Here is a 21,393-nt window from a genome sequence, read left to right as displayed (position 1 = left end):
GATCTTCCACGCTCAACCCGCAAGGGGTCCGCTAGCAAGCTGCGGCCGCTCGGCTGACGCCTTCGGGTGATCGCGCCCGCCTCCGCACACTGACGGAGCCATCGAGCGGGAATTGGCCCGCTCCAAGATGGAGCCTCAGATGTCCCACGATCTCATTCTCGCCCAGAAGGCCGCCTGGTCACTCGCCCGCACCCTCATGGCCCCCGTCATCCTCTTCCAGGTCGACGACGAATTCGGCATCTTGCCGGCCGACGAGCTCGATGGCGCCGACGTCGACATCCTCTTCGAATACGATCCCTATAGCGGCGGCCGGTCGGTTCATTGAACCGACATTCTCCCCACGCATCCAGGCGGCGCCCAGCGCCGCCATTCTCTTTCTGGCGACCGTTCGCGGCCCCGTCCTGCCCCGTGGTCCTGGCGGAGCCAGGCAGTCAGCGCAACAGCTGCGCCGTCCTTCGCTGCCGCTGCGGCCCATGACCACCCCATCGTTGCTCGGAAGCTGCTTCCTCTGCGCCGATCTTGGTATCGTGCCGGAGCTCGAGCCACGCCCGGACCACGCAGCGCGCCGTCGCCTTCCTTCACGGTCTTCAGCCGACGGCCGCCGAAGAACGCGAGGCCGCTTAGTGTCCAGGCATCTTCGAAGGGGAAGGCCACGTGCCTTCCCCTGTCTGTATCGCTCGGCAGTGCCGCTCGATGCTCCGAATCTGTCGACGCTGCAGATCATGGCCGGCTCGACCTCCGGACGAACGAATGCGAGGGCATGTGCGGGGTCGGACAGCCTCAAACCGAGCCAGCATTTCCTTTCGAAAGCGTCCCGTCCGCTTGTCTGGGTTCGTGATTGGGTCTGATGTTGCAAATGCGTGCGACTAGGAGGTGCAAAGGGTCCTTGCCGCCATCTCGAACGAACGGCATGCGAGCCTCTGAACAACGGAGCGCCCTAGGTTGACGACAACGTTCGGCCAGGGGATCTCACGATACTTCCGGACCTGATCGATCATTTCCACGGTCGTCGGAAAATGGAGTTGCCGGGCTTCGTCGAGGCGGCGTTCACCGGCAACGGCGTATCCTGACAGCGGTAACTGCGTCAGGCTTTTGCACCAGCGATACCATCGGTGCCGAATACCGATACGTGGGCCAGCTCGTTCCTTCCGGCACAGGCCAGCCCCTCTGCGGCTCGATGAGGCATGTCTGACCGGAAACCGGCTGCGCCTCGATCGTTCTCCCGCAACGGCCATCCGCAACTTTCTTCCCCTGCCGGACCCCACCCCACTCGGCTGCCGAGTGGGGGCCCGAGGCGCCGCCATTCCTCGCGACCCAAGAAAGCTGCTCCAGGCCGCCCTCCATTGCATTCCGGCCCCAAAGACCACCCCATTGCGCGAGCGCAACGGGGACTCGGGGGGTGCGGTCCGATCGTCTCCGGTCTGTCGACTGCCATCGAGGCCGCGAAGGGCGCGGCCCGAAACCAGAAGGAAAGGAACTTCATCATGGCCACCATCGGAACCTTCACCAGCACCGCCAACGGCTTCACCGGCACGATCAAGACCCTCAACCTCAACGTCAAGGCGCGCATCGAGCGGGTCGAGACCCCCTCCGACAAGGGCCCGCACTTCCGCATCTACTCTGCAGCTGTGGAACTGGGCGCCGCCTGGCAGAAGACCGCCAAGGAAACCGAGCGCGACTACCTCTCGGTCAAGCTGGACGATCCGAGCTTCCCGGCCCCGATCTACGCCACCCTGATCGAGGTGGACGGGCAGGAAGGCTTCCAGCTCATCTGGTCCCGCCCGAACCGCGACTGACCGGCCTTGGCAAGCGGCCCCGTCAAGCAGACGGGGTCGCTTCGGCATGTCGAGCGGCGGATCTTGGCCGATAACCCCGCAGCTTCTTGGCGCGCAACAATGCAAGGAAGAACCCTACTGCCTCACCCTCGTTGTCGAAGGAATGCTGGACGGTGCGGCCGCGAGTTCCGATCCGTCCCCATCGGCGGACAACGCAGGTTTGTCCGAACAGCGTCGCCTCGATCGACAGCGCGTAGAACCGGGCCATGTTGAGGTCCGGGTCACGCCGTTCGATGTGGAGCCGATAGTGCTGCGCGTTCATGACGGACAGAATCGCGCAGCCCGAATCCGGCGTCCAATGATAGGTTTGAATCACTGGGCGCTGATCGATTCATCCCTGTGATGGATCGGGTGGCCGATCTGTTTGCAGTGCTCTTGCGAAGGGACCGCTTAAACGCGGCTCCTTCTGTAGGCCTGGCAAACGGCCACGAGGAAGCCAAAGACATTTCCGATTTCAGGCCGCAGGCCTGAACAATTGCACGAACAGGGCAAATGCCATCGCCGGGTCTCAGGAGGAGCAAGTCAGCCAGCAAGCTTTAAGGGCAAATTTGACACTTTACTTTGCATAACTTGCCTTGCAATCATGCCAGGTGAGTCTGAACGGAGGGAACAATCGAGCACAAAAAAACCGGCGCGGAGGCCGGCTTTTCCAGGGAATAGGCTACAGGAGTTGGCGCTCCTGATCTCGCCCGAAGATTTATGTGAGACCGTAGCCCGTCCTTCCCGGCATTGCAAGAGAAATTGCGCTTCCGCGCCACGGCTTTGCACGGCCTGGCGAGAGGAAAGAAATGGATCTCTATTCAACGTTGAGCCTATGGCTCACGAACATTCGGTCATTGGCCGAGCTGGACGATTTTTGCCGGCAGATATGGAAGCTCTACGGCGAGGAATCGCTGGGGGAGGACGATGCGGAGCGGCTTTGCGTGAAGGCTGACCGACAGCGCGCCGACGTCAGGAAGGACCGCAAGGGCAGCTATGTGCTGCCTCGTTCCTGTTATCCGCAACGCTCGCGCAGCGAGCGTAGCCGCCGCGAGGCTGCCCACGGCCAGCGAGATCCTTTGCGGTGGGGGCGCAAGCGGCGTCTCGCCCGCATGCAGGCTGTCCGGCCCGAGTTCGCCGGCGCGTTCACCGAAGGGGAGAGCGCGGCGCTTTACATTGTTATGTCTGACTGCCGGCAGCATGGCAGATGCGACCGATCCGTAAAAGAAATCGGTGATCGCGCCGGCGTCGGGGCGACCACGGTTCGCAATGCGCTGCGCAAAGCAAGCAGGCTCGGTCTGCTGCGCGTCACCGAGCGTAGGCAATGGCGAGCCAGGAACCTCACCAATCACATTGTCGTCGTGCATCGGCGTCAGATCGCCTGGATTGCGAAATTTCGGCCCAATCTCGGCCTTAAATTTTATCCGACTGCCTTCAAAAAAGCGGCGTCCACAGGAAGCTCCCGCAATAAACAGAGCAAAAGACCGTTTAACAGCCGATCCGACTGGCCCCCGGACGGGTTGAAGCCATTCCCCAGCCACGCATCGCCGACCGGCTGACGCGTTAGCCGCCAAAACCGCTTGCCGCGGAACCCCCAAAAGGCTGCACGAGGCTGTTTTTAACGCAGCCTTGGCGATCGGCCGCGCCTGTTCAAGCCGGTTGGCGCTGGCTGTCGGCGTTTCCGAAACAGGAAGGTTGCCGGATCGCGACCGAGCGCATCTCCGACGGCGGCGATCGTATCGACACTGATATTGCCAGCCGCGCGCTCAAGCTTTGTGAAAGTGATCTCCGAGACGCCCAGTAGCTCCGCCATTTGATAGCGGAGCAGATTGCGGCGCTCACGCTCGCTGTTGATGATGTCGGCAAGGCGCGCGCGGATCGATTTTTCGGTGAGCTCGTGCGCCCAGGGTTGCAGCTTGGCGCCGCCGACCAGAATTGTCGCGATCGACACCTCGAGCGCCCGGGCCATCTGTTCGACCGTGCGCAATGTCACGTTGTTTTGTTTTCTCATGGTGCGAATGTAGGTACGGTATGCCAGCCCTTGACCCGGCGACGTCTTGAACAGTTCCGCCATGTGTTGATGGAGAAGCTCTCGCTTCTCGCGCTCGGCTTCGAGGAACCACGCGATATTGTCCCGAAGCGGGTTGTTCACCTCGCCCGCTTCGTTTGGCAGCATGAATCTATGTATTCGCACGAACCCGCCTGTTCGGTCTGCCCTTTTCCCGGGCCAAAAACCATAGTAAAGTGTCAAAAACTCTCAGAGGAAAAGAGCCATCACCATGCTCAAATGTCTCGTTGTGGGCGCTGCCGCTATCGCGGGCACCGCATCTGTTCCGTCCCAAACATTGGCATCCGAGTGGGGGTGTCAGGTCCTGCTTTGTCTGTCTGGTGACTGGCAGGGCACGCCCTCTTGTCATCCGCCGATAGATCGGCTGATCGACGCCATGGGCTTGCCCGGGTTTTCGTGGCCGACTTGCCCGCAGACCAATTCGTCCGGCGCCGGCTACGACCCGTACGAGGCGTGCCCGCAGGGGTGGACGCCTTACGCGCCGGCCAGCGACCGGCCGGGACAAGGCCAAGCCAGCATGTGCCGAATCGCGGCCGGCAATCTCGGTCAGCCTGCCAGCTTTGGAGCGCGGCACGGTCAGGCCGACGGAAGTCCGACGGAAACCATTCAGCTCGGCGACCGCACCGTGCCGGTCCAGCTTACTCATGTCTCCAGCGGAGCACATAACGATCGAACGACCACCTATTACGACATTCAACGCCCGCGCCGCGCGAAGCCTTACTACATCGACTACGACGACGCGAACGGGCTGCGGCAGCGCACCTGGTTCAACCTTAGCAGACCGTAAGCTCGAGTCACTCCGGCTGGCTAAATTAGTTGCACGAAATGAGGGAGTTACCCCGATGAAAAGCGTCAACAGGTTCACCATTCATGGCAATGTCGGGTCGGTAGCGCCCTTCGACAAAAGCACCAGGGTCAACATTGCCACCAATCGCAATTGGCGTGACGAACAAGGCCATGTCAAGGAAGCCACTGATTGGGTCCAGGTGACGGTCCTGGAGGAGAAGCAAGCCGCCTGGGTGGCGGAGAACGCAAAGCCCGGCGATGTCGTCTTGGTCGAAGGCCGCATCAGCAACAACTCTTTCAAACGCAACGGCGAAACCGTCTATACGACGGACCTTATCGCGTCGACGTTCAACGTTTTTCCGAAGCCGTAAACATGTTCAATGCGGGGGCCCTTATCATGGCGGCGGCATCCGGAACATTGGTCGGCATAGGCGGCACGCTCGCATTCTATGCGACTCAAGGCCAGTTCTCCGCGGCGATTGCGTCCGAGCCGGCACTGTGTGCGAAACTGGCCGCGGCCGGCCTTGAGATTCCATCGCCGGCCGAGGCTTTGGACGCTTTCCGGCGAGCGAAAAATACTGATCAAGCGACGTTGCGCATCGGAGAGTGCTCGAAGAACATCATGGGACCCGGCGTGCAATGCGCCGTGAAGTACAAGCTTCGCACTTCCTGGAAAGGCGAAGGTGATGGCCTGGTCGCATTCTCCAGGGGACCGGATGGCTGGCAAGCGATGCAGCTTCAATGATCGCCTGCATGCCAACGTCTGGTTTCGGCTCAGTTCCCGGGTCGATCAGCAACCCCCTCGAAACCCTTCCTGCAGTGATCGCCGCTGGTGGCACCAAACCCTTCGACCCGCAATCGGGTCCATCGAAGGATCTTCTTTTGTGTCGCCGCAATTCTCATGCCCAAAGAGCCGGAGCCGGAGCGCGCCTCAAATAGCGCCGTAGGGACGGCGGAGGCCGGAGATAACGGGCCGCTGGCGGTTCCGGCTCTACAGAAGCCGTCCGCCTGGCGCGGGTCCGGCTCGCGGCGCTCACTTGTGTGGGGTGCAATAGACGCCTTGGGATTCCAAAAGGACGGCGCCACCCTTCAATTCAGTGAGGGCACCCACCCAGGCGTCGGAATAGGTGCGACTGGCGTCCACCGCCGTCAGCCAGATGACGCGGTTGTCGGCAAGCTCCACCTTGACCTCGCTTTGGAGAGGGCTTGCCTGCACCGTTTGCTGATAATGCCGCTTGATGCGGACATCGCCGCTCGCAAACTCGATATTGTTGTTGTCGTAGTTGAGCAGGAATGAAGCATCCCCTTTTGCGACCTTGCAGGAGCCGTCGCGTTCACACACGATTTTTGCTGCCGTGGCGCAATCCCATCGCAGTCCCGCGGGCCACATCGGATTGCCGGTCACCTTGGACTGATCACCTGGCGCGGCGGCGCCGAGGCTCGCCGCCGCCGCTACGGCCACCAATACCGCCCTAATCATCTTTTCCGCACACCTTACTGTTCGGCACCATCAAGATCAGCTCGCGCTGGCGCATCATGCCGACGGAGGCGAGTGCGCTGTAATGCGCCAGCGTGGCGGCTGCCGCATCAAGCGCGGCCTCGCAGCCGTCGCGCGTCGAGATCTCGGCCAAAGCTGCCCTGAACATCACTGTCCTGTCCGGATGATCGCTCATAAATTGACACTACACTTTGGGTTCAGTTATGACAATTGCCGGGCAGGCGGTTGGCACAAAAGCGGTTCATCGAAGGTCCCCCGAGCTATGATCATATCTGCCGCTATCGCCAAAGGTGGCACTGGCAAATCGACCCTGCTGCGCGCGCTGGCATCCGTCGCCCTTAAGCGCGGCTACGCGGTGACACTCATCGACGGCGACGTTCGCCAGAACATGAGCCGGTGGGCTCAGATGCTCAAGGAGGCCGGCAATCGTCCCGAGACACTCCAGCTGGTCAGCGCCACGACGCCGCGCGAGATCCTGGAGGCGGCAGAGCTGCACAATGGCGACCGTAGCGTGGTGCTGATCGACACCGAAGGCACCACGAACGACAATCTCATGGCCGGGCTATTTGCTTCCGATATCGTCGTGGTGCCAATCTTCTTCGCGCTCGACGATGTGACCGCCGCAATCCAGATCACCGATCACTACATTCCGCTCGCGGTCGAAACACGCGGGCGGCCGCTGCCAGCCGTGTTTGTCCTGACAAAACAGACCATCATCGATGCGAAGGCGAGAGCCTTGAGCGAACTGCGCGCAATTATTCAGGCGAACGGCACGCCGATCGCCGACCATGCGCTGCACAACCGTGTCGCCTATCGGGACCTGCAAAGCGGCCAGACACTCTACAGCCCAGATCAGCCTGACGCGAAGGCGATTGCCGAAAGTGAAGGGGTCTTCGACGACGTCCTGAAGACCTTCACCGAAGCAATGAGGCAGGCGGCATGACGGACAAAAGCCCACCGGAGTCACAAGACGACAAGAAGGCTCGCATGATGCGAGCGATCTCCACTGAGCCGCCGGCGCTTCCGAGCATGTTCATCGCTCCCAAGTCCGATCCCGCCTCTCAGCCGCTTGCCGCCGCATCCGCGGCGGCATCGGAGGCCGAAGCCGAGCCGGCGTCACCGCCGGACTTCCGCAAAATGCTGCGACAGGGCCAGAGGAAGGATCCGGTTGCCGGCAAGAAGATTCGCGAAGAGGAAATGGTGCGCTGCGGCTATTACCTTACGGCCGGCGAACAGCGCCAATTCAAGCTGCTCGCGATCAGCAACGGCCACAGCATGACCGAGTTGCTGCGCCAGGCGGTGCAGGACTACATCAGGATCCATAAGCACAAGCTCCCGAACGATTAGGTCAGCCCGCCCTGCGGCATCCGCCGCGGTGAGGGTTGCAGAGAACGCCCGAGGCCCATCGGCGAGGCCGCGCCATCGATGCTTGGCCCGGCGCAGATCAGCCGTGCCCGCCGGCCCCGGTCGCATGCCTCAGCTAATCCGCCTTACTAACGCACGGGGGTCGCGGCGATCCCGATCGCACGAGCTCATGTTCTCTGCTCCTTGCGATCTGTCTCCATGTTAGCATGATGATTCCGCAGCAAGGTAACGTGTTTGGACAGAAACATGTCGCCAAGTTGGCTTGTCGATAAGGTATAAATGCAAGATGTCTCTAAGTCGGCATGTTTCCCCGCTAACATGTATAGCTTGTTGCGAAATGAAATCTGGGTTGGTTGAGGATATCGCGTCAAAGATATTTTTGGATGATGGGTTTTTTATCTTTGGCAGGATAGCCTTTTTTGTGTTACACACGAAAAAAGGACGGCGCGGCCCAAGGGCCTTAGCGCCCGCAAGCGGGCTTGAAGATGAGACCCAACAACGGCCAAACAGAAACGCAGAACGCATCCCGGCGCTATGGCGAAGTCCTGCATGTGCGGTTCTCAAGCGTCGAACTGGAGCGGCTGCGCACCATCGCTGATGGGGAGTCGGTGACGGTCAGCGAAGTCGTTCGCCGCCTTGTGAGGTCCGAGGCGGGCTTTCTGCCGGCAGCGACCGGGGAGGTGCGACCCGCCATTGAGGAGGCAACCGACCAGCTTCGCCGTGTCGGGGTGAATTTCAATCAGGCAGTCCGCGCGATGAACGAGGGCCGGGTGCCGTATGACGAAGACCTCGAGCGCGCCTTGATCGCCGTTGGCGAACTCGTGCGCCGGTTCCGCGAAGAATTGAAGGCGATGATTGCCCGGCCGAGCAAGCGAAGCGAGGTCAAGGCATGAGTGGCCGTCTTGCTGGATATGCTACCGAGATCGAACGCTATTTGCGCATGCCAGGCGCTGGCAATATCGAGGACCTCGAGGAGGATAAGCCTTTGCAAGCGGCTGGCCGGGAGACGGCCGATCGTCAAGCGATGAACACCCGTGCGAGTGGCGTCACCCCGGACCGTTCGTCTCCGCCCCACGCCGGCGGGCAATGGTCGAGCGCGAAGCACTCAGGAGCGGGTCCCGGCGTCGCAGCGGCCCCGGTTTCGTCCGCAGGCCGAGGAGGGGCCGCCACCACGATACCGCTGTCTGCTCGGCCGCAAGGCGCCAGTGGGAGCTTGCGTTCATCCAGCGACGCAAAAGGGGCGATAGCCATTTTCCACCTCGCACTCGGCGCTTTCGTTAAGCAAGAGGAAGAAGAATGGCGGCGCCGTGGCGGGGGTGGCGGAAGGTCGGGCGCGCTCCCGTCCACTCGACACTTCGCGCGGCCGACGCGTCAGGCGAGGGCGGTTGCGGCGCGGGCGGCCTACGCCGCCGGCGCGCAGCCTGCCGTGTTCAAGCTCCTTTCGAGCGCGGCCAATGGTAAGCAGGCCGGCGCCCTGCTCGCCTATATCGGCACACGCGCCAATGAACAGGGCGAGAAGCGCGACATCGAGATCTTCACCGATAGCGGACAGAGGCTTGCCAATGCCCAGGACCGTCGCGGCTTCCTGCACCAATTCACGGAGACATTCCGGGCGCAGCTTGAGAATACGAATTTCATCGAGGTGCGGTTCGAGCTCGCCGGCGACGTCACGGACGAAGCGATTGGCGAGGCGTTGAACACGGCCTTCGGATCGAAGCCGTTCGTCTATGCTCGCACGGGCGACAGCGTCGACGTTTATGGCCACACCGACCAACGCGCCGGACCGCTTGCCAAGATTCTAGCGGCCGGGCGTGCAAATTCGCGCGGCAAAGCGCTCGACAATATCGAAGCCGGCTTGCGCGAAGCCATGGGGAAGGCCGGTATCCGCGCGGCAGCGGAAGTGACGGCTGCCGTCGGCAACGAGCGTAAGGCGCAATATTTTCTGCAAAAATTTATTCGATCGCACCAGCACGTTTGCCACGCGAACGGACAGGCGGTTTCCAGCAAACAGCCAACGAAGGCGGCCGCGGCGATTTTTGAGGAATGGCGGCCACAACTTTCCGGCCGGGAGCGGCGCAATGCCTATCACCTGCTTTTCTCCGCCCGGGCTGGTACGGATGCGCAAGCCATCATGGCGGCCGCCCGTGCGGTCCTCGAAGAGCGCGCGCCCGGGCACAAATTCGTGCTCGCACATCATGCCGAGACCAAGCACGTCCATATCCACGCCATGGTGCAGGCGCGCTCGGCCGACGGCGAGCGGCTGACATTCTACAAGGCGGATCTCCATGCCTGGCGCGAAGCGTACGCCGAGAAGGCGCGCGAACACGGCATAGCGATGGTCGCAACCCGCCGGTACGATCACGCAATGAGCCGACCGTATACGAAGGAACATGCGGGCGCCTACAAGCGCGCGCAGCACGATCCGCGCTACCAGGTGAGTGACAAGACGGTCGCGCGCGTGGAGGATAAGCGACAGCGTCGAATGGACAGTGGATTGCTCGTCGCCAATGGCGGAGCGATCGCCGGCGTGTGGCAGCAGACGGCCGCCGTGATGCGGTCGGCTGGCATCACTGGCAAAGCGCTGACTGCAGCCGAGGCGATCGGCAAGAATGTCCTCCCGATTCATACGCGCAGGGGAGGCGAGAAGCCTGCCGCTGGCGTCTCCAAAGATGGCGGGGGACCGGGGCGGACCTCGTCGTTCTTGTCCCATCCCGGCATGAAAGAATTGACCAGGCTGATAGGAGCTACCGAAATGGCGCAGACACCTTTGGAAATGCGGCAGAAAATGGCACGTGTGAACCAGGCGTTGGATCAGATGCGGGACACGCTTCCCAATGCTGAGCAACCCCGTTTCGAGCAATACCGCGATGGCGTGAACGACAAGATGCACGATCGACTGGCCCGCCTCCAGTTCGAGCAGCAAAAGGGTGCAGGTGGAGCCGGCGAGGCAACGCCTGAAAGGGAGGCGCGCGGCCGCGATTTGCCGGCCCGAGACGATACGCGTCAGCCCGAGACCTCGGGACCGCAGGCCGAGAAGGCGCGACGGCGTGTTCAGCAGCAAAGAGACTCAGCCAAGCAAAAGGGCCGGCAGGCCGAGGAACAGGACCGCAAGACACAGCGCAGCCAGGACGACGAATACGAGCGCTAAAGCATGTGCCGCAACCGCAGCCCGTTGCGAGACAGAGACATGCCTGAATTCATTCACTTGGGGTTTGCTCCCAGCTTGGGCTCCGAAGTGCTACTTACGAGACACTGGTAAGCCCTCTGGAGCGTCGCAGCGCCGGCTTGAGAGCTGGGCGATCTTCAAGCGCATTTGGCCCGGTGGACGCGTAGGTCGTCGACCGGCACCGTAGCTCGTCTGCAAGGGCATGAAAAGCATCGGCGGCAAATGCTGGCCCTTTATGGTTAGAAACGATTGATTTTTACAATTTCACTAACTGTTTGCCGAAATTCTCTCCATTCATCATGCGGACAAAGGCATACGGAACTGCTTCAATCCCTTCAATGACGTCTTCTCTGGTTTCGAAAAGGCCCTGCTTAAACCAGGATAATAGGTCGGCCTTTGCTGTCTCAAATTCGCTTTCATGGTCATCAAGCAAGAACCCCTCGATCCGAGCGCGGGCGATCAGGGTTTTCCTGAGATGCCGCAAACCGATATCGGGTTGATCAAATCGATCAGCTAGAGCGACCGTTCCGACAACGACAACTCGACCGAAGGTGTTGAGATTTAGCATCGCCGCATCATGGATAGGTCCCGCAGTATTGTCGATGAACAAGTCTACTCCGTTTGGGCATGCAGCCGCGACGTCGGCCACCAAGTCAGCCGACGTTCGGTGGTTGACACATTCGCGGTATCCAAGCTGTTTGCACCATTCCAGTTTTGCATCCGTGCCGGCAACTGCGACTGGGTCGAGTCCTTTGATCCGCGCGATTTGCCCAGCGATCTGCCCTACCCCACCAGAGGCCGCCGAGATCAAGACTGTTTCCCCTTCTTTCGGATCGCCGGTCTTGAGTAGCGCAAAATACGCTGTCAGACCGGGCATTCCCAGAAAGCTGAGCGAGGCTTCCACTGGGGCGTCGGTAGCGGCTACAAGTTTGGCTGAAGATGCAGGAATTGTGGTGAAAGGCTGCCATCCAAAATAGTCGCTCACGACTATGTCACCGGGCTTGAAATCAGGGGATTCAGATTTGATCACTTCCCCGACCCCACCCCCTGACATCAGATCCCCCACTCCAAAGCCAGTGGCGTAGTTTTTCGCCTGACTGATCCTTCCGCGCATGTACGGATCCACGGAAAGCCACAACGTTTTGGCTAGCAACTCTCCTTTTGTGGCTTCTGGGATCGGGCGATCTTCCAACATCCAGTTGCCGACCGTCGGCATTCCCGAGGGATAACTCCGTAGTACCCAGCTAGGATTTCTGATCATGGGGGCCTCCTCACGAGCACGCACGTCCGAGTTTGGGGGCGGGCTCCGCCCCTCGAAACCCCTCATCCACCGAACTGCTTTTCCTCTTATGGAATAGATTGCATTTCGTGATAATACGCCCGCTCTGAGAGACATTGTTTTGCATTTTGCAAGAGTGGGACGGTGGACATAATCACGGCAATGCGCATCGCCATCGAAGTCGCGCGCCTCGGCAGTTTTACCGCAGCAAGCAGGGAGTTGAGGCTTTCCGCGCCGTCAGTGAGCCGGATTATGGGCGAGCTGGAGGCCGATTTAGGGGTCCGTCTGTTCAACCGCACGACCCGTCAACTCGACCTAACTGACGCTGGTCTTGAGTTTGTGCAAAAGAGTTCTGGCATACTTGAGGAACTGGATAACGTGCGAAGCGTGGTCCGAGAGCGCCACGACACTCCGCGCGGGCAATTGCGTGTATCGTGCGTTACGGCTTTTGGCAACGAATGCCTAGCGCCGGCGCTGCCTGAGTTTTTGCAAAGGTTTCCCCAGCTGGCCATCTCCCTTGAGCTTGGCAACCGCTTCGTTGATCTTATCGAAGAACATTACGATGTTGCAATTCGGGTCGGCCCGTTACGGGATTCGTCGATGGTCGCCCAGAGGATTTCTTCACAAAAAATATTGTTTGTCGCCTCTCCCGCGTTTTGCGAAAGGTTTGGTATGCCAAAATCATTCGACGAAATCAGACGCTATCCATCGGTCACGCAAATAAGCGGAGAATGGGGCAGAATACACCAGTTTAGATATTTAGGAGAAATTGTCTATTTTGAAATAGGGCAACACTTTACAATGAATTCCGCCCGCGCCGTGAAGAATGCGTGCTTGACAGGCTACGGCTATTCCTTGCTAGCGGATTTTATGATTGCAAAGGATCTTGCAGAAAACCGCCTGGTGCAGCTGCTGCCAAACTACGAACCCGTGGACCAGCCAATTTACGCCTTTTATCCGCAACGGCGGCACACGCCGCAGAAGGTTCGAGTGTTCATTGACTACTTGACTGAGATTTTCGGGAGTTGATCACCTAGACGGCGGCCAGCATCTTTCCTTGGTACCTACTTCGGGACGCGGCAGCGGATATCCTCGGCATTCCGGAGAGGGGGGTGCCGGCCAAGATTGCAGATTAGTAGACCTTTGGGCATGTCTCAGCGACACCGCCTAGACGAGCCCCACTGGTCAGGCGGAATTACTCGTCCACCACGTCCGGCAAGGCTTCCGCGACCACGCTTAAATTGCGGTCGAACGTCTCGGGCTCGGTCGACTGCGGACGGAAAGATTTAGCCTCGGCGAGAATGGCCGCAATAACGGCCTGTTTTTGCGGCGAGATCCTGGTCGACGCCGCCCGGGCGGCCAAAGCCGAAAAGTCGATGGCCTGTGGCGCAACGGGCGCCGCCGTTGCCGACGGGATACGGGTCGCCTCAAGCTCATTCTTTTGCGCGGCCGGCAAGCGACGGCGAGCGACTGGCCGCTCGGCACGTCCGGTTTTTGCAGCGAAGGTCGCACCGCGCTGCAGCCGCGAGTGTGTGATGCCGGAGCGGTAACGAGGCCCGACTGGCACGATCGACTGGACGGACGGGGAGGGGAGGGGAGCGGCGGCAGCGGCGGGTTTGGCTTGCTTTGAGTTCGCCCTTTCCGGGAGCGCCATGAAAGCCCGCTTGGAGAGCTCCCGATCAGCGAAATAGAAATTCCGGGTCGCAAGGATTGCATTTTCGCCGCGCGGCAGAATGACGACCTTGCTCTTGTCCATGGTGCGAATTTCGTCCGGACGCATCAGCGGCCGACGCACTTGCTTGCTGTGAACGGAGCGCGTGTAATAGGTGTCGAAGAGGCTGGCCTGCGTCCTGGTGACGTCCTTCTGGGGTTCGGACGTTTCGCCTATCTGCTCCGAGACGTAGCGCAGATCGTCGGTCTCCTGGGCGCCGAAGAAGATTTGGACCCGCGCAGCGTTGATAAGCGTTTCGCGGCTTTCTTTCCGGTAGATCTCGTCGACCGATTTGAGCGACTGCACGAAAAACCACATCGGCACGCCGTGGCCGCCAAGGACGGTCGCCATGTCCGTGACCTTCTCAAGCTTGCCGAGGTTCTGAAATTCATCGAGCAGGACAAGCACCTGGTGCTCGCCGGGGCGTGGCATGGATTCGGACATGAAGTTCATCATCTGCGTGATGAGCACATTGAACAGCGGGCCCAGCGAAGCCATCTGCTCGCGCCGAAAATCGAGATAGAGCGAGACCCGCTCGCTCTTGAGATTGCGGATGTCGAAGGAGCTGCGCGAGGTGGCCCGCATCAATCGCTCGTTCAGGAAGGGCGCCATGCCGGTGCGCACGCCGGCATAGAGACCGGAAAACTGCTTCTCCGCCATATCCGCATAAGGCAGAAGCGTCTGCAGCGTAAAATCGGACACTTCATGCCGGCGGGTGTCGCGCAGGCTCGCGAGGAACTCCAGGATCGGCTCGTCGGCGCCGTTCATGATCTTGAGGATGGTGGCGAAGCTGCGGTTCTCGTCGGCGATCCGCGGGGACTCCATGACGTAAGAGGCAATGCCGGTGAAGAGGAGGCGGGCATCGTTGACCCAATAAGGGTCGGCGTTGGCAGGTGGACGCGGAAAGAGCGCGGCCGCCATGTTGCGTAGGTCGATGTCCCGCTGAGCCGAATCGAGCGAAATAAAATCCATCGGATTATAGAAGGCGGTGTTGCCGTCGCGGTCGGCCGGCGCGAAGCGGACGACCTGACTGAAGGTGGCCCGGTGGCCGGCCGTAGCTTCATAGGTCTCGCCGCGCAGATCGAGCACGACCAGCGAATGGGGCCACATCAGCGCGTTCGGAATGATCAGCGCCGCGCCCTTGCCCGACCTTGGCGGTCCAATGACGAAGCCGCCGACGTCATCGCCGTCGATCCAAAGTTTCTTGCCACCGCGAACTCTGGGGCGCGTCAGGCGCAATTTGCCCGTGCGCCGATCGCGGTGGGGGGCAAAGACTTTGACCAGTCTGCCGCCGGCGCGTCCGATGAAGATCCCCCTCGGCTTCAGCAGGCCGGCTCGGCGAACGTCGGCCATCGACATGAATTTTGCGTCGTTGCGCTTGGGCGGCCGCATCAAGAATGCGACGGCGAGCGGCAGGACGAAGCCGAATACGGCCGCCGCACCGGCATATTGAAGCCGGTCGAAACTTCCAGCTTTCAGGTCCGTCCAGGCGTAGCTGAAGACTGGCCGCGGGTCCGCATTGATGCTGTCGAAGAGAAAATGCGATCCGGTCCTGTACCAGTCCGTCGCCGCGTATGCGACCACAAACAGCAACGCGCCCAGCGCCACAGCCATCAAGGCCAGAAAAATCCTGCCGGCGATCTTTTCCATAATGCGCCCCCGTCACATCGTCTGCGCCTTCGTGAACTTGATTTCGCTGATCGATCGGCGTCCGCCGTCGCCGCGCACCATCTGCACGACGACCGGGATTACCTCGCGCAGATAGTCGAGGATCTCGTTGCGAGAGAGCCCGACATTGCTTTGGATGACCATGAGGGCCAGGCGCTCGTAGGCCGAGCGGGCCGAGTTGGCGTGAACGGTCGTCAGCGAACCCGGATGGCCGGTGTTGATGGCTTGCAGGAAGGAAAATGTCTCGGCACCGCGCAGCTCGCCGAGCAGCAGCCGGTCGGGCCGCATCCGCAATGACGCCTCGAGCAGCTGTTGCGGCGTAACCCTGGCAAGGCCTTGGTCGCCTTTCGAGGCAAGCAGCGTCACGGTATTGCCCGTCGCCGGCCTGAGCTCGCGCGTATCCTCGATGGTTATTATGCGCTCATGAGAGGGGATGATCTTCAGCAACGCATTGAGGAAGGTTGTCTTGCCGGTCGACGTGCCGCCGGAGACAACGAGCGAAATGCGATTGCGCACCGCGTATTGCAGAAATTCCAACGGCGAGGTGTCGTTGAGCATCTCGGCGAGCTGCTTTTCTTCGGCCGAGAGCGCCAGGCCATTGCCCATCTCGGTCTGTTCGAAGGCGCCCATCTTGGCGTAGTCGCCAAGGGTCATGTCCATGATGACCTGCTTGCGAATGGAGATCGCGCCGCCATCGGGTGCGGCCGGCGGCAGCACGCATTGAAAACGCTCGCCTGAGGGGAGAGCTGCCGACAAGGCAGGCGTGACTTCGTTGACGACCTGGTTGGTGGCCGAAGCGACGCCGACCGAGACCGAGCGGATCCAGTTTCTGGTGAGCTCGCGTTTGACGACGTGCTCCATCTCCTTTGCACCCAGGCGCTCGATGAAAATTTCGCCGGGTCGGTTGATGGCGATTTCCGAAACCGATTCTTCCTCCATGTAGGGCCAGATCGGTTCCAGTTCGGCGCGCAGCACCGGTGCGCGCGCCCAAGGGTTCGGCACAGGCTGCACATTCATCTCACCGGAGTCCCGTAGCCTGGATAATAGGGATCAGCCCCCGACTTCGGCGCCATGAAGAGCGGCGTCGGATCGACCGCCTTTGCCGGCTTGCCGCCGCGCTTCAGTCGAGCCAGCTCCTCTTCTACCGGATCCGCATAGAGCTCGGAAAAATCCAGATCCCGGCGCACGAAGACGACGATCGGCGTGCCCTGGTCGACATAAATCGTCGGCGGGATGTTTTGTGTGTCGCGGAACGCTTCTTGTGCCAGCTGCTGCAGCGCCGTGGATGATTTGTCGAAGGCGATGCTGCGGGCGTCGCGTTGCGAACCGGAGCCGCCATAGGTGGTCGTGACGGTCTGCCCTGTCACCGGGTCAACGGTCGTCACCTGCTGTTGCTGGCTGTCGCTGCCATTATCGGCTAGGGAGGACAGGTACTCCGAAACGCCGCCAACGACCGAAAGCATGATCGCATTGCCGTAGCGTTCAAGCCAATGCGTATCGACGCGGCCGCCGAGACCGCCCCGTCCGAGACGGTCGGCGCCAGGCGAGGCGATGTCGACCGAGACGCCGTCGGAACGGATGACGCGGTTCCAGACGATGAACACACGCTTTTGCCCGCGCGCAATCCCCGAACGATATTCGCCGGTCAGCCGAGACCCCTTCGGGATCAGAATGCGACGGCCGTCGAGCGAATAGACGTCTTCGCGCGCCACCGCGCGAACCATGCCGGGCAGATCGGTGTTGATGGCGGTTTCCAGAAATCCGAGGATCATCGTGCCTTCGGGGATCAAAGCATCGGTGCGGCGGAAAACCCGCGCCTTCGCCATCGCGTTCGAATGTGTTTCCGATTGCGCGAGGAAAGCCTTGTTCGGATCGTTGTCGGCGCCCGGCACCGGGACAAGCTGACCGTCGGCGGCGATCTGCGCCTGGGCCGGCTGATCGTGCCCGGCGGCCGAGTTTGGTTCCTCACTCGTAATCATCTGGTTCGACCGCAGGCGCTCCCACATTGCCTTTTGGCGCTCAGCCTCCTCGGCCTTCCGGTGGGCCTCCTCGTCAGCCGCTTGCTTGCGGCGGGCCTCTTCCTCTTCGGCTTTGCGGCGCGCCTGCTCGGCCGCCAATTGGGCTTCGATGGCGCGCCGCTGCGCATCGAGATCAGCGCCCTGCTCAACCGTCTGATCGACGTTGTCGGCCTGTTGCTTGTTGGCTTCGCCTTCCGCGGGCGGCGGAACAACGATCTGGTCGATTGTGTTGTCGGCCGCTTGTGGCGTCTCGGCCAGCGCCGGCGGGCGAAATTCAGGCGGGTTGAATTTGTCGCTCGCATCCGAGGCCGTATCGCGAGAGCGCGGCTCGCGAGGCCAGTTGATCCAGATCAGCGCGATCGCCACGATCAGCCCTGCGGCGACCATGGCGAGTTTCGTGCCCACTCCGGCATAGCGTCTGGCGACGGTCGGCCCGCCATCAAGCTCGTTATAGTCGATGTTGCCCATCTATCGTCCCCTCGCGGTCGGGACGGAGAAGGGGCCGGCCCCGCGCACCAGCTTCCTCGGCCCGTATACGGCGGAGACAGGATCCGTCTTCGACGGCCGGGCTCGATTGTAGAGGCAGAGCGTTTTGCCGTCGGCCCTCAGCGTGAATTGCCGGCCGATCTTGTCGACGATCGTGTATTTTCCCTGGGTGCGCTGATTGACCAGCGATTCCTGACCTTTTTCGTCGACGACGAAGATGGCCGGGATGTCGCCGGTGAACTCCAGGAACATCTTGGTGCCGTCGTCGAAAGCAACGCGCGGCTTCAGGCTGTCATCGCCGACATAGACGTAATTGTAGTTGAGATCGGCATAGTTGAGGTTCTTGAGGTCGGGATCGGCAGCGCTTTGCTGGGCCTGGGCAAGCAAACGCGCGTCTTGATCCTCATCAGCGTATCTGAACCGGACCTGGAACGATGCGCGGTCGCGGTCGCTGTCGGTGGCTTTGAGCAGCAACGAATAGACGCGCCGGTCGGTGACGACGTTGACGTTCGTCCAGGCGTCCCGTTCGAGCGGCTTGATGAAGAGAAAGCGCGAGCCGCGTTTAGGCACGATCGACCAGCCTTTCGTGTCGCCGGCCGAAACCGTTTCGATGACCTCGGATGGGCTGAGCTCGATCATCGTGGAGACGCCGAGCGCGGCGTTGACCGTCGTCACATCGTCGTTGTCGAAAGGCACGTAGCGGATACGATGATCGCGCGCGGCAGCTGAGCTGGCCGAGCCAAGCAAAATCAGCAGCGACAGGGCGGCGCCGAGGTGGGTCTTCATTGCGCGCTCCCCGCCGTCGGTGCGGATTCCTGGTCGCGACGGTATTCGATCACCTGGAAGCCAAGCGGATTGTCGAAGCGCCATTCGTTCTTGATCGGCGTCGTCGTGTAGCGGAACTTGACCACGGCCACCCAATTGTCGGTCGTGGAAGAATTCTCGCGACGCGTCGTGGTCGAGAACCGCACCGAAGCGGTCGTGGTGTTGAGCAGTGAAACCGACTTGACGTCGACGGAAATGGTGACGTTGCGCCCGTAGAGCTTGTCGAGGGATTGCGCGTTGGACGGCGTGTAAGCCCAAGTCAAATCCCTGGACGCCGTTCCCGTCGAATAAAGCTGCGAAAGATCGTAGTTCTGCTTGATCTCGCGCGCGTCATAGGTTTCGCGGGCGCGGATATAGCGGACGATATTGGCGGCCGTCACCGCTTCATTCTGCGACAGATCGCCGGGTTTCAGCGCGCGCGCAACCTCGAGATATCCGGTCGTCTTGTCGACCTCGATCACATAGGGCTCGAATTGCTTGAGCGGAAGGATGAGCACGAGCGTCAGCAACGACAGGCCCGCAACGACACTCGCGACGCCACTGACAAGCCAGGCCAGCGTGCGCGAACGTCTCAGAGACCTATGCGTGTCGTCCTCCCATGTCGCGCCGGCCTGATAGTAGCGCTCGTCAACGAGTCTGCCGGGCTCGGCGGGGATGCTTGCCTGCATTTTTGTCACTTTACTTTAGCCTCATTGCCAAACTCCCGCTGCGGCACTCAAGCAGCACTTCTCAGGCGGTTGCCTGCGCGTCTATGCCAATGGCCTCGCGTTATCGCGCGCCGCTTGCTGAATGGATGAGCGAGCCGCCTCGCTGGTGCGGGATGATCTCAGCCGCTGCCACCGGTTTGCGACAAACCGCGCGCCGGAATAGCGGGCGACATTGCCAGGCACATTGCCATAAGAGCGGTATGCGCCAACTGTGCTCAGATAGCCGCCGCCGTTCAGGATCGAGGCGATCGCCGGGATTTGCATGAGCACATAGATGCCGATGATCGTGACCAGGACGAGCGGCAGGACCATCGACATCTTGTTGTCGACGCTGGCGCCTCCCGAGGTGGCAGTGTTCAAGGCAAGATTGACCAGCGAAAAATAAAAGCCCAGGAAGCCGTATATGAGGATTTGCTGGATGATAAGATAGGTGGTCAGCGAGATGAAGCCCTCGCTCATCCGCGTTGACCACCGGTAGAGCCAAAGGATAATCCAGACCGGCGCCAGCGCCAAGGTGATGAACAGCATGATCTTGGCTGCGATGATTGCGGCGATCGCAAGCGCCGAGAAGATGATGGCGGCCAGAAGCACGATGGTGGAAAGAAGCGCGCCGAATATGTCGTAAAAAGTGCCGCTGTAGACCTGATTGGCAACATCCTGGGCACCGCGGTAGAGATTGTCGATCAGGGCCGGGATCGCATCCTGATCCGACAGCTGGTTGCCTGTGGCGCGCGAGACGGCACCGACGATGATCTTGCCGATTTCGCTGGGCACCGCCTGCACGAGCTTGTAGATCGTCTCGGAAAACGTGCCCCATCCATTCAGCAACAGATAGATGGCCACCGCGCGACCGAGGCGGTATGCCGACTCGATTGGAGAGATCGTCTCGCGGCCGCTGAGGATCGAATAGCCCCACCAAATTATGTAAATGGTGAGCATGAGCGCGTAGACATTCCCCAGCGCGTAGCCAAGCTGCATGTAGACGCTGGAAACAAAGCCCTTTCCGACGTCGTCGATGCCTCCCAGAATGCTTGTCGCCAGGCCGTTCATCCATCCTCGACAACACGATCGAAGGGCGGGGCGTTGACCGGCTTCAAGGGCCCGCAGCTCGCATCGCCCACATAAGCCAGGGGCGCGCAGGGCGCCTTGAGCTCGCGAGCTGGCCGGGCGCAACCGCTCACCATGACAATCGCGACCGCGACGGCCACGCCGACCCGCCGCCACCAAGCTGGCATCCTTTTCGCTTTTGACGACAACGATCAGTTCCCGCTTGTGCCGAAGTTCTGGAACGGATTGACTTGCGCCGGCGTCATCAGCTTCTGCACCTGGCTTTGCCGCAACAGCCGGGTCTTCATTTCCTCGTTGAGCGCGGCGACGGCGCCATTCTGGACGCCGATGAGCTCGTTGACCGCACGCGCGTTCTCGAGCTGAATGCGCGTGTTCTGATCGACCGAACCTTTGACGTCATCGGACTGTCCGATCTGGCCGCTGGCCGACTGCAACGACTGTTCGCGTTGCGCGACCCCTTGAGAAGCTTGGGAGGTGAGGGCGCTCAACAGCGATGCGACGTTGACGCTGCCGCTATAGGCCGTGTTGACGGCACTGCTGCCGTTGCCGGTGATTTGCTGGAGCTGTTTGACCAGCTGCAGGCCGTTGATCACCGCTCCGGCGATCTTCTGGATTTCCGGCGACAGCCCGCCGAAGGAGAGGGAGCCGCCATTGAGGATCGAGCCGAAGCTCGGCGCCTGCGCAATCGACATGTTGCCGCCTAGGCCCATTTGGCCGATGCCGAGAGAGCCGTTGCGGCTGCCCGTCAGGGCTTGCAGGATCTGATTGCTCTTCTCGAGGATGTCCTTGTTGGAGCCCATGATTGAATTGGTGTTGTCCGCATTCTGGCGGGCAATGTCCAAATTCGCATTGTCGATGACGGCGATCTGCGCATGAGCGACGCTGGACAGAAGTGTTACACATGCCGCGAAAGTGATTTTTCTCACTCTCAGAC

23 protein-coding genes and 1 pseudogene are annotated in these 21,393 nt (G+C 60.9%); 12 read left to right on the top strand and 12 right to left on the bottom strand.

Translation table 11 applies throughout. The features are described from left to right. Positions 1–139: 139 nt before the first annotated feature. The 3 genes and pseudogenes from EH240_RS17990 to EH240_RS17975 all read left to right on the top strand — a co-directional run bounded on the left by EH240_RS17990 (position 140) and on the right by EH240_RS17975 (position 1,796). Positions 140–325, top strand: a complete 186-nt coding sequence (locus tag EH240_RS17990; protein ID WP_125000667.1) for a hypothetical protein — start codon at positions 140–142, stop codon at positions 323–325. Positions 326–491: 166 nt separating this feature from the next. Beyond that, a pseudogene (locus EH240_RS39070) lies at positions 492–624 on the top strand (antirestriction protein ArdC); the annotation flags it as partial. Positions 625–1,484: 860 nt separating this feature from the next. Beyond that, positions 1,485–1,796, top strand: a complete 312-nt coding sequence (locus EH240_RS17975; protein WP_125000664.1) for a DUF736 domain-containing protein — start codon at positions 1,485–1,487, stop codon at positions 1,794–1,796. A gap of 22 nt (positions 1,797–1,818) precedes the next feature. On the opposite strand, the gene EH240_RS17970 is transcribed toward EH240_RS17975, so the two are convergent. After that, positions 1,819–2,097, bottom strand: coding sequence for a WGR domain-containing protein (locus EH240_RS17970; RefSeq protein WP_125000661.1), 279 nt, complete (start codon positions 2,095–2,097; stop codon positions 1,819–1,821). 526 nt (positions 2,098–2,623) lie between these two features. Here EH240_RS17970 and EH240_RS17965 point away from each other — a divergent pair. After that, positions 2,624–3,373, top strand: coding sequence for a hypothetical protein (locus EH240_RS17965; protein ID WP_125000658.1), 750 nt, complete (start codon positions 2,624–2,626; stop codon positions 3,371–3,373). 59 nt (positions 3,374–3,432) lie between these two features. Here the strand turns inward: EH240_RS17965 and EH240_RS17960 are convergent, their stop codons facing one another. Beyond that, positions 3,433–3,990 (bottom strand): helix-turn-helix domain-containing protein, encoded by a 558-nt coding sequence (locus EH240_RS17960; protein WP_125000656.1) that lies wholly within the window; start codon positions 3,988–3,990, stop codon positions 3,433–3,435. A gap of 103 nt (positions 3,991–4,093) precedes the next feature. Between EH240_RS17960 and EH240_RS17955 the strand changes: the two genes are divergently transcribed. From EH240_RS17955 to EH240_RS17945, 3 genes are read left to right on the top strand one after another with little or no spacing between them, the layout of a single operon-like run. Beyond that, positions 4,094–4,669, top strand: coding sequence for a hypothetical protein (locus EH240_RS17955; protein ID WP_245436164.1), 576 nt, complete (start codon positions 4,094–4,096; stop codon positions 4,667–4,669). Positions 4,670–4,724: 55 nt separating this feature from the next. Then, positions 4,725–5,039 carry a single-stranded DNA-binding protein gene (locus EH240_RS17950; RefSeq protein ID WP_125000651.1) on the top strand — a complete coding sequence of 105 codons (315 nt, stop codon included), beginning with the start codon at positions 4,725–4,727 and terminating at the stop codon, positions 5,037–5,039. A gap of 26 nt (positions 5,040–5,065) precedes the next feature. Continuing rightward, positions 5,066–5,413 (top strand): hypothetical protein, encoded by a 348-nt coding sequence (locus EH240_RS17945; RefSeq protein ID WP_125000648.1) that lies wholly within the window; start codon positions 5,066–5,068, stop codon positions 5,411–5,413. Between the two features lie 288 nt (positions 5,414–5,701). Here the strand turns inward: EH240_RS17945 and EH240_RS17940 are convergent, their stop codons facing one another. Next, positions 5,702–6,130: a hypothetical protein gene (locus tag EH240_RS17940; protein WP_245436163.1), complete on the bottom strand. Its 429-nt coding sequence runs from the start codon at positions 6,128–6,130 to the stop codon at positions 5,702–5,704. 10 nt (positions 6,131–6,140) lie between these two features. Further along, positions 6,141–6,341 (bottom strand): hypothetical protein, encoded by a 201-nt coding sequence (locus tag EH240_RS38025; protein WP_167484067.1) that lies wholly within the window; start codon positions 6,339–6,341, stop codon positions 6,141–6,143. Between EH240_RS38025 and EH240_RS17935 the strand changes: the two genes are divergently transcribed. The 4 genes from EH240_RS17935 (at position 6,330) to EH240_RS17920 (ending at position 10,679) form a co-directional block, all read left to right on the top strand. Then, positions 6,330–7,109: a nucleotide-binding protein gene (locus EH240_RS17935; protein WP_342634091.1), complete on the top strand. Its 780-nt coding sequence runs from the start codon at positions 6,330–6,332 to the stop codon at positions 7,107–7,109. The genes EH240_RS38025 and EH240_RS17935 overlap by 12 nt on opposite strands. Beyond that, the gene (locus EH240_RS17930) at positions 7,106–7,513 is read left to right on the top strand and encodes a hypothetical protein (protein WP_125000641.1); all 408 of its coding nucleotides are present in this window, start codon (positions 7,106–7,108) and stop codon (positions 7,511–7,513) included. The genes EH240_RS17935 and EH240_RS17930 overlap by 4 nt, the downstream gene beginning before the upstream one ends. A gap of 503 nt (positions 7,514–8,016) precedes the next feature. After that, on the top strand, positions 8,017–8,424 hold the full coding sequence (locus EH240_RS17925; protein WP_206075282.1) for a MobC domain-containing protein: 408 nt from the start codon (positions 8,017–8,019) through the stop codon (positions 8,422–8,424). Positions 8,425–8,744: 320 nt separating this feature from the next. After that, positions 8,745–10,679, top strand: a complete 1,935-nt coding sequence (locus tag EH240_RS17920) for a relaxase/mobilization nuclease domain-containing protein (RefSeq protein WP_167484065.1) — start codon at positions 8,745–8,747, stop codon at positions 10,677–10,679. 274 nt (positions 10,680–10,953) lie between these two features. Here EH240_RS17920 and EH240_RS17915 read toward each other — a convergent pair whose 3' ends face one another. Further along, positions 10,954–11,958 (bottom strand): NADP-dependent oxidoreductase, encoded by a 1,005-nt coding sequence (locus EH240_RS17915; RefSeq protein ID WP_125000631.1) that lies wholly within the window; start codon positions 11,956–11,958, stop codon positions 10,954–10,956. A 180-nt stretch (positions 11,959–12,138) separates the two neighbouring features. Between EH240_RS17915 and EH240_RS17910 the strand changes: the two genes are divergently transcribed. Beyond that, entirely contained in the window at positions 12,139–13,005 is an 867-nt protein-coding gene (locus EH240_RS17910) for a LysR family transcriptional regulator (RefSeq protein WP_125000628.1), read from the top strand. A 166-nt stretch (positions 13,006–13,171) separates the two neighbouring features. Here the strand turns inward: EH240_RS17910 and EH240_RS17905 are convergent, their stop codons facing one another. The 7 genes from EH240_RS17905 to EH240_RS17875 all read right to left on the bottom strand — a co-directional run bounded on the left by EH240_RS17905 (position 13,172) and on the right by EH240_RS17875 (position 21,385). Beyond that, a complete protein-coding gene (locus tag EH240_RS17905; RefSeq protein WP_125000625.1) occupies positions 13,172–15,337 on the bottom strand; it encodes a type IV secretory system conjugative DNA transfer family protein in 2,166 nt (721 codons plus the stop codon). 12 nt (positions 15,338–15,349) lie between these two features. Further along, positions 15,350–16,372 (bottom strand): P-type DNA transfer ATPase VirB11, encoded by a 1,023-nt coding sequence (virB11, locus tag EH240_RS17900; RefSeq protein WP_125000622.1) that lies wholly within the window; start codon positions 16,370–16,372, stop codon positions 15,350–15,352. Beyond that, positions 16,369–17,841 (bottom strand): type IV secretion system protein VirB10, encoded by a 1,473-nt coding sequence (virB10, locus tag EH240_RS17895; protein ID WP_125000619.1) that lies wholly within the window; start codon positions 17,839–17,841, stop codon positions 16,369–16,371. The genes virB11 and virB10 overlap by 4 nt, the downstream gene beginning before the upstream one ends. Continuing rightward, a complete protein-coding gene (locus EH240_RS17890) occupies positions 17,842–18,645 on the bottom strand; it encodes a TrbG/VirB9 family P-type conjugative transfer protein (protein ID WP_167484064.1) in 804 nt (267 codons plus the stop codon). Next, positions 18,642–19,352, bottom strand: coding sequence for a VirB8 family type IV secretion system protein (locus EH240_RS17885; protein ID WP_125000599.1), 711 nt, complete (start codon positions 19,350–19,352; stop codon positions 18,642–18,644). Before EH240_RS17885 ends, EH240_RS17890 begins: the two co-directional genes overlap by 4 nt. Before the next feature lie 81 nt (positions 19,353–19,433). Continuing rightward, the gene (locus EH240_RS17880; RefSeq protein WP_245436170.1) at positions 19,434–20,615 is read right to left on the bottom strand and encodes a TrbL/VirB6 family protein; all 1,182 of its coding nucleotides are present in this window, start codon (positions 20,613–20,615) and stop codon (positions 19,434–19,436) included. A 35-nt stretch (positions 20,616–20,650) separates the two neighbouring features. Then, positions 20,651–21,385 carry a type IV secretion system protein gene (locus tag EH240_RS17875; RefSeq protein WP_167484063.1) on the bottom strand — a complete coding sequence of 245 codons (735 nt, stop codon included), beginning with the start codon at positions 21,383–21,385 and terminating at the stop codon, positions 20,651–20,653. Positions 21,386–21,393: the final 8 nt, after the last annotated feature.

The organism is Mesorhizobium tamadayense, assembly GCF_003863365.1.
Classification (GTDB): Bacteria; Pseudomonadota; Alphaproteobacteria; order Rhizobiales; family Rhizobiaceae; genus Mesorhizobium; species Mesorhizobium tamadayense.
This window is presented reverse-complemented; position numbering and strand designations above follow the sequence as displayed.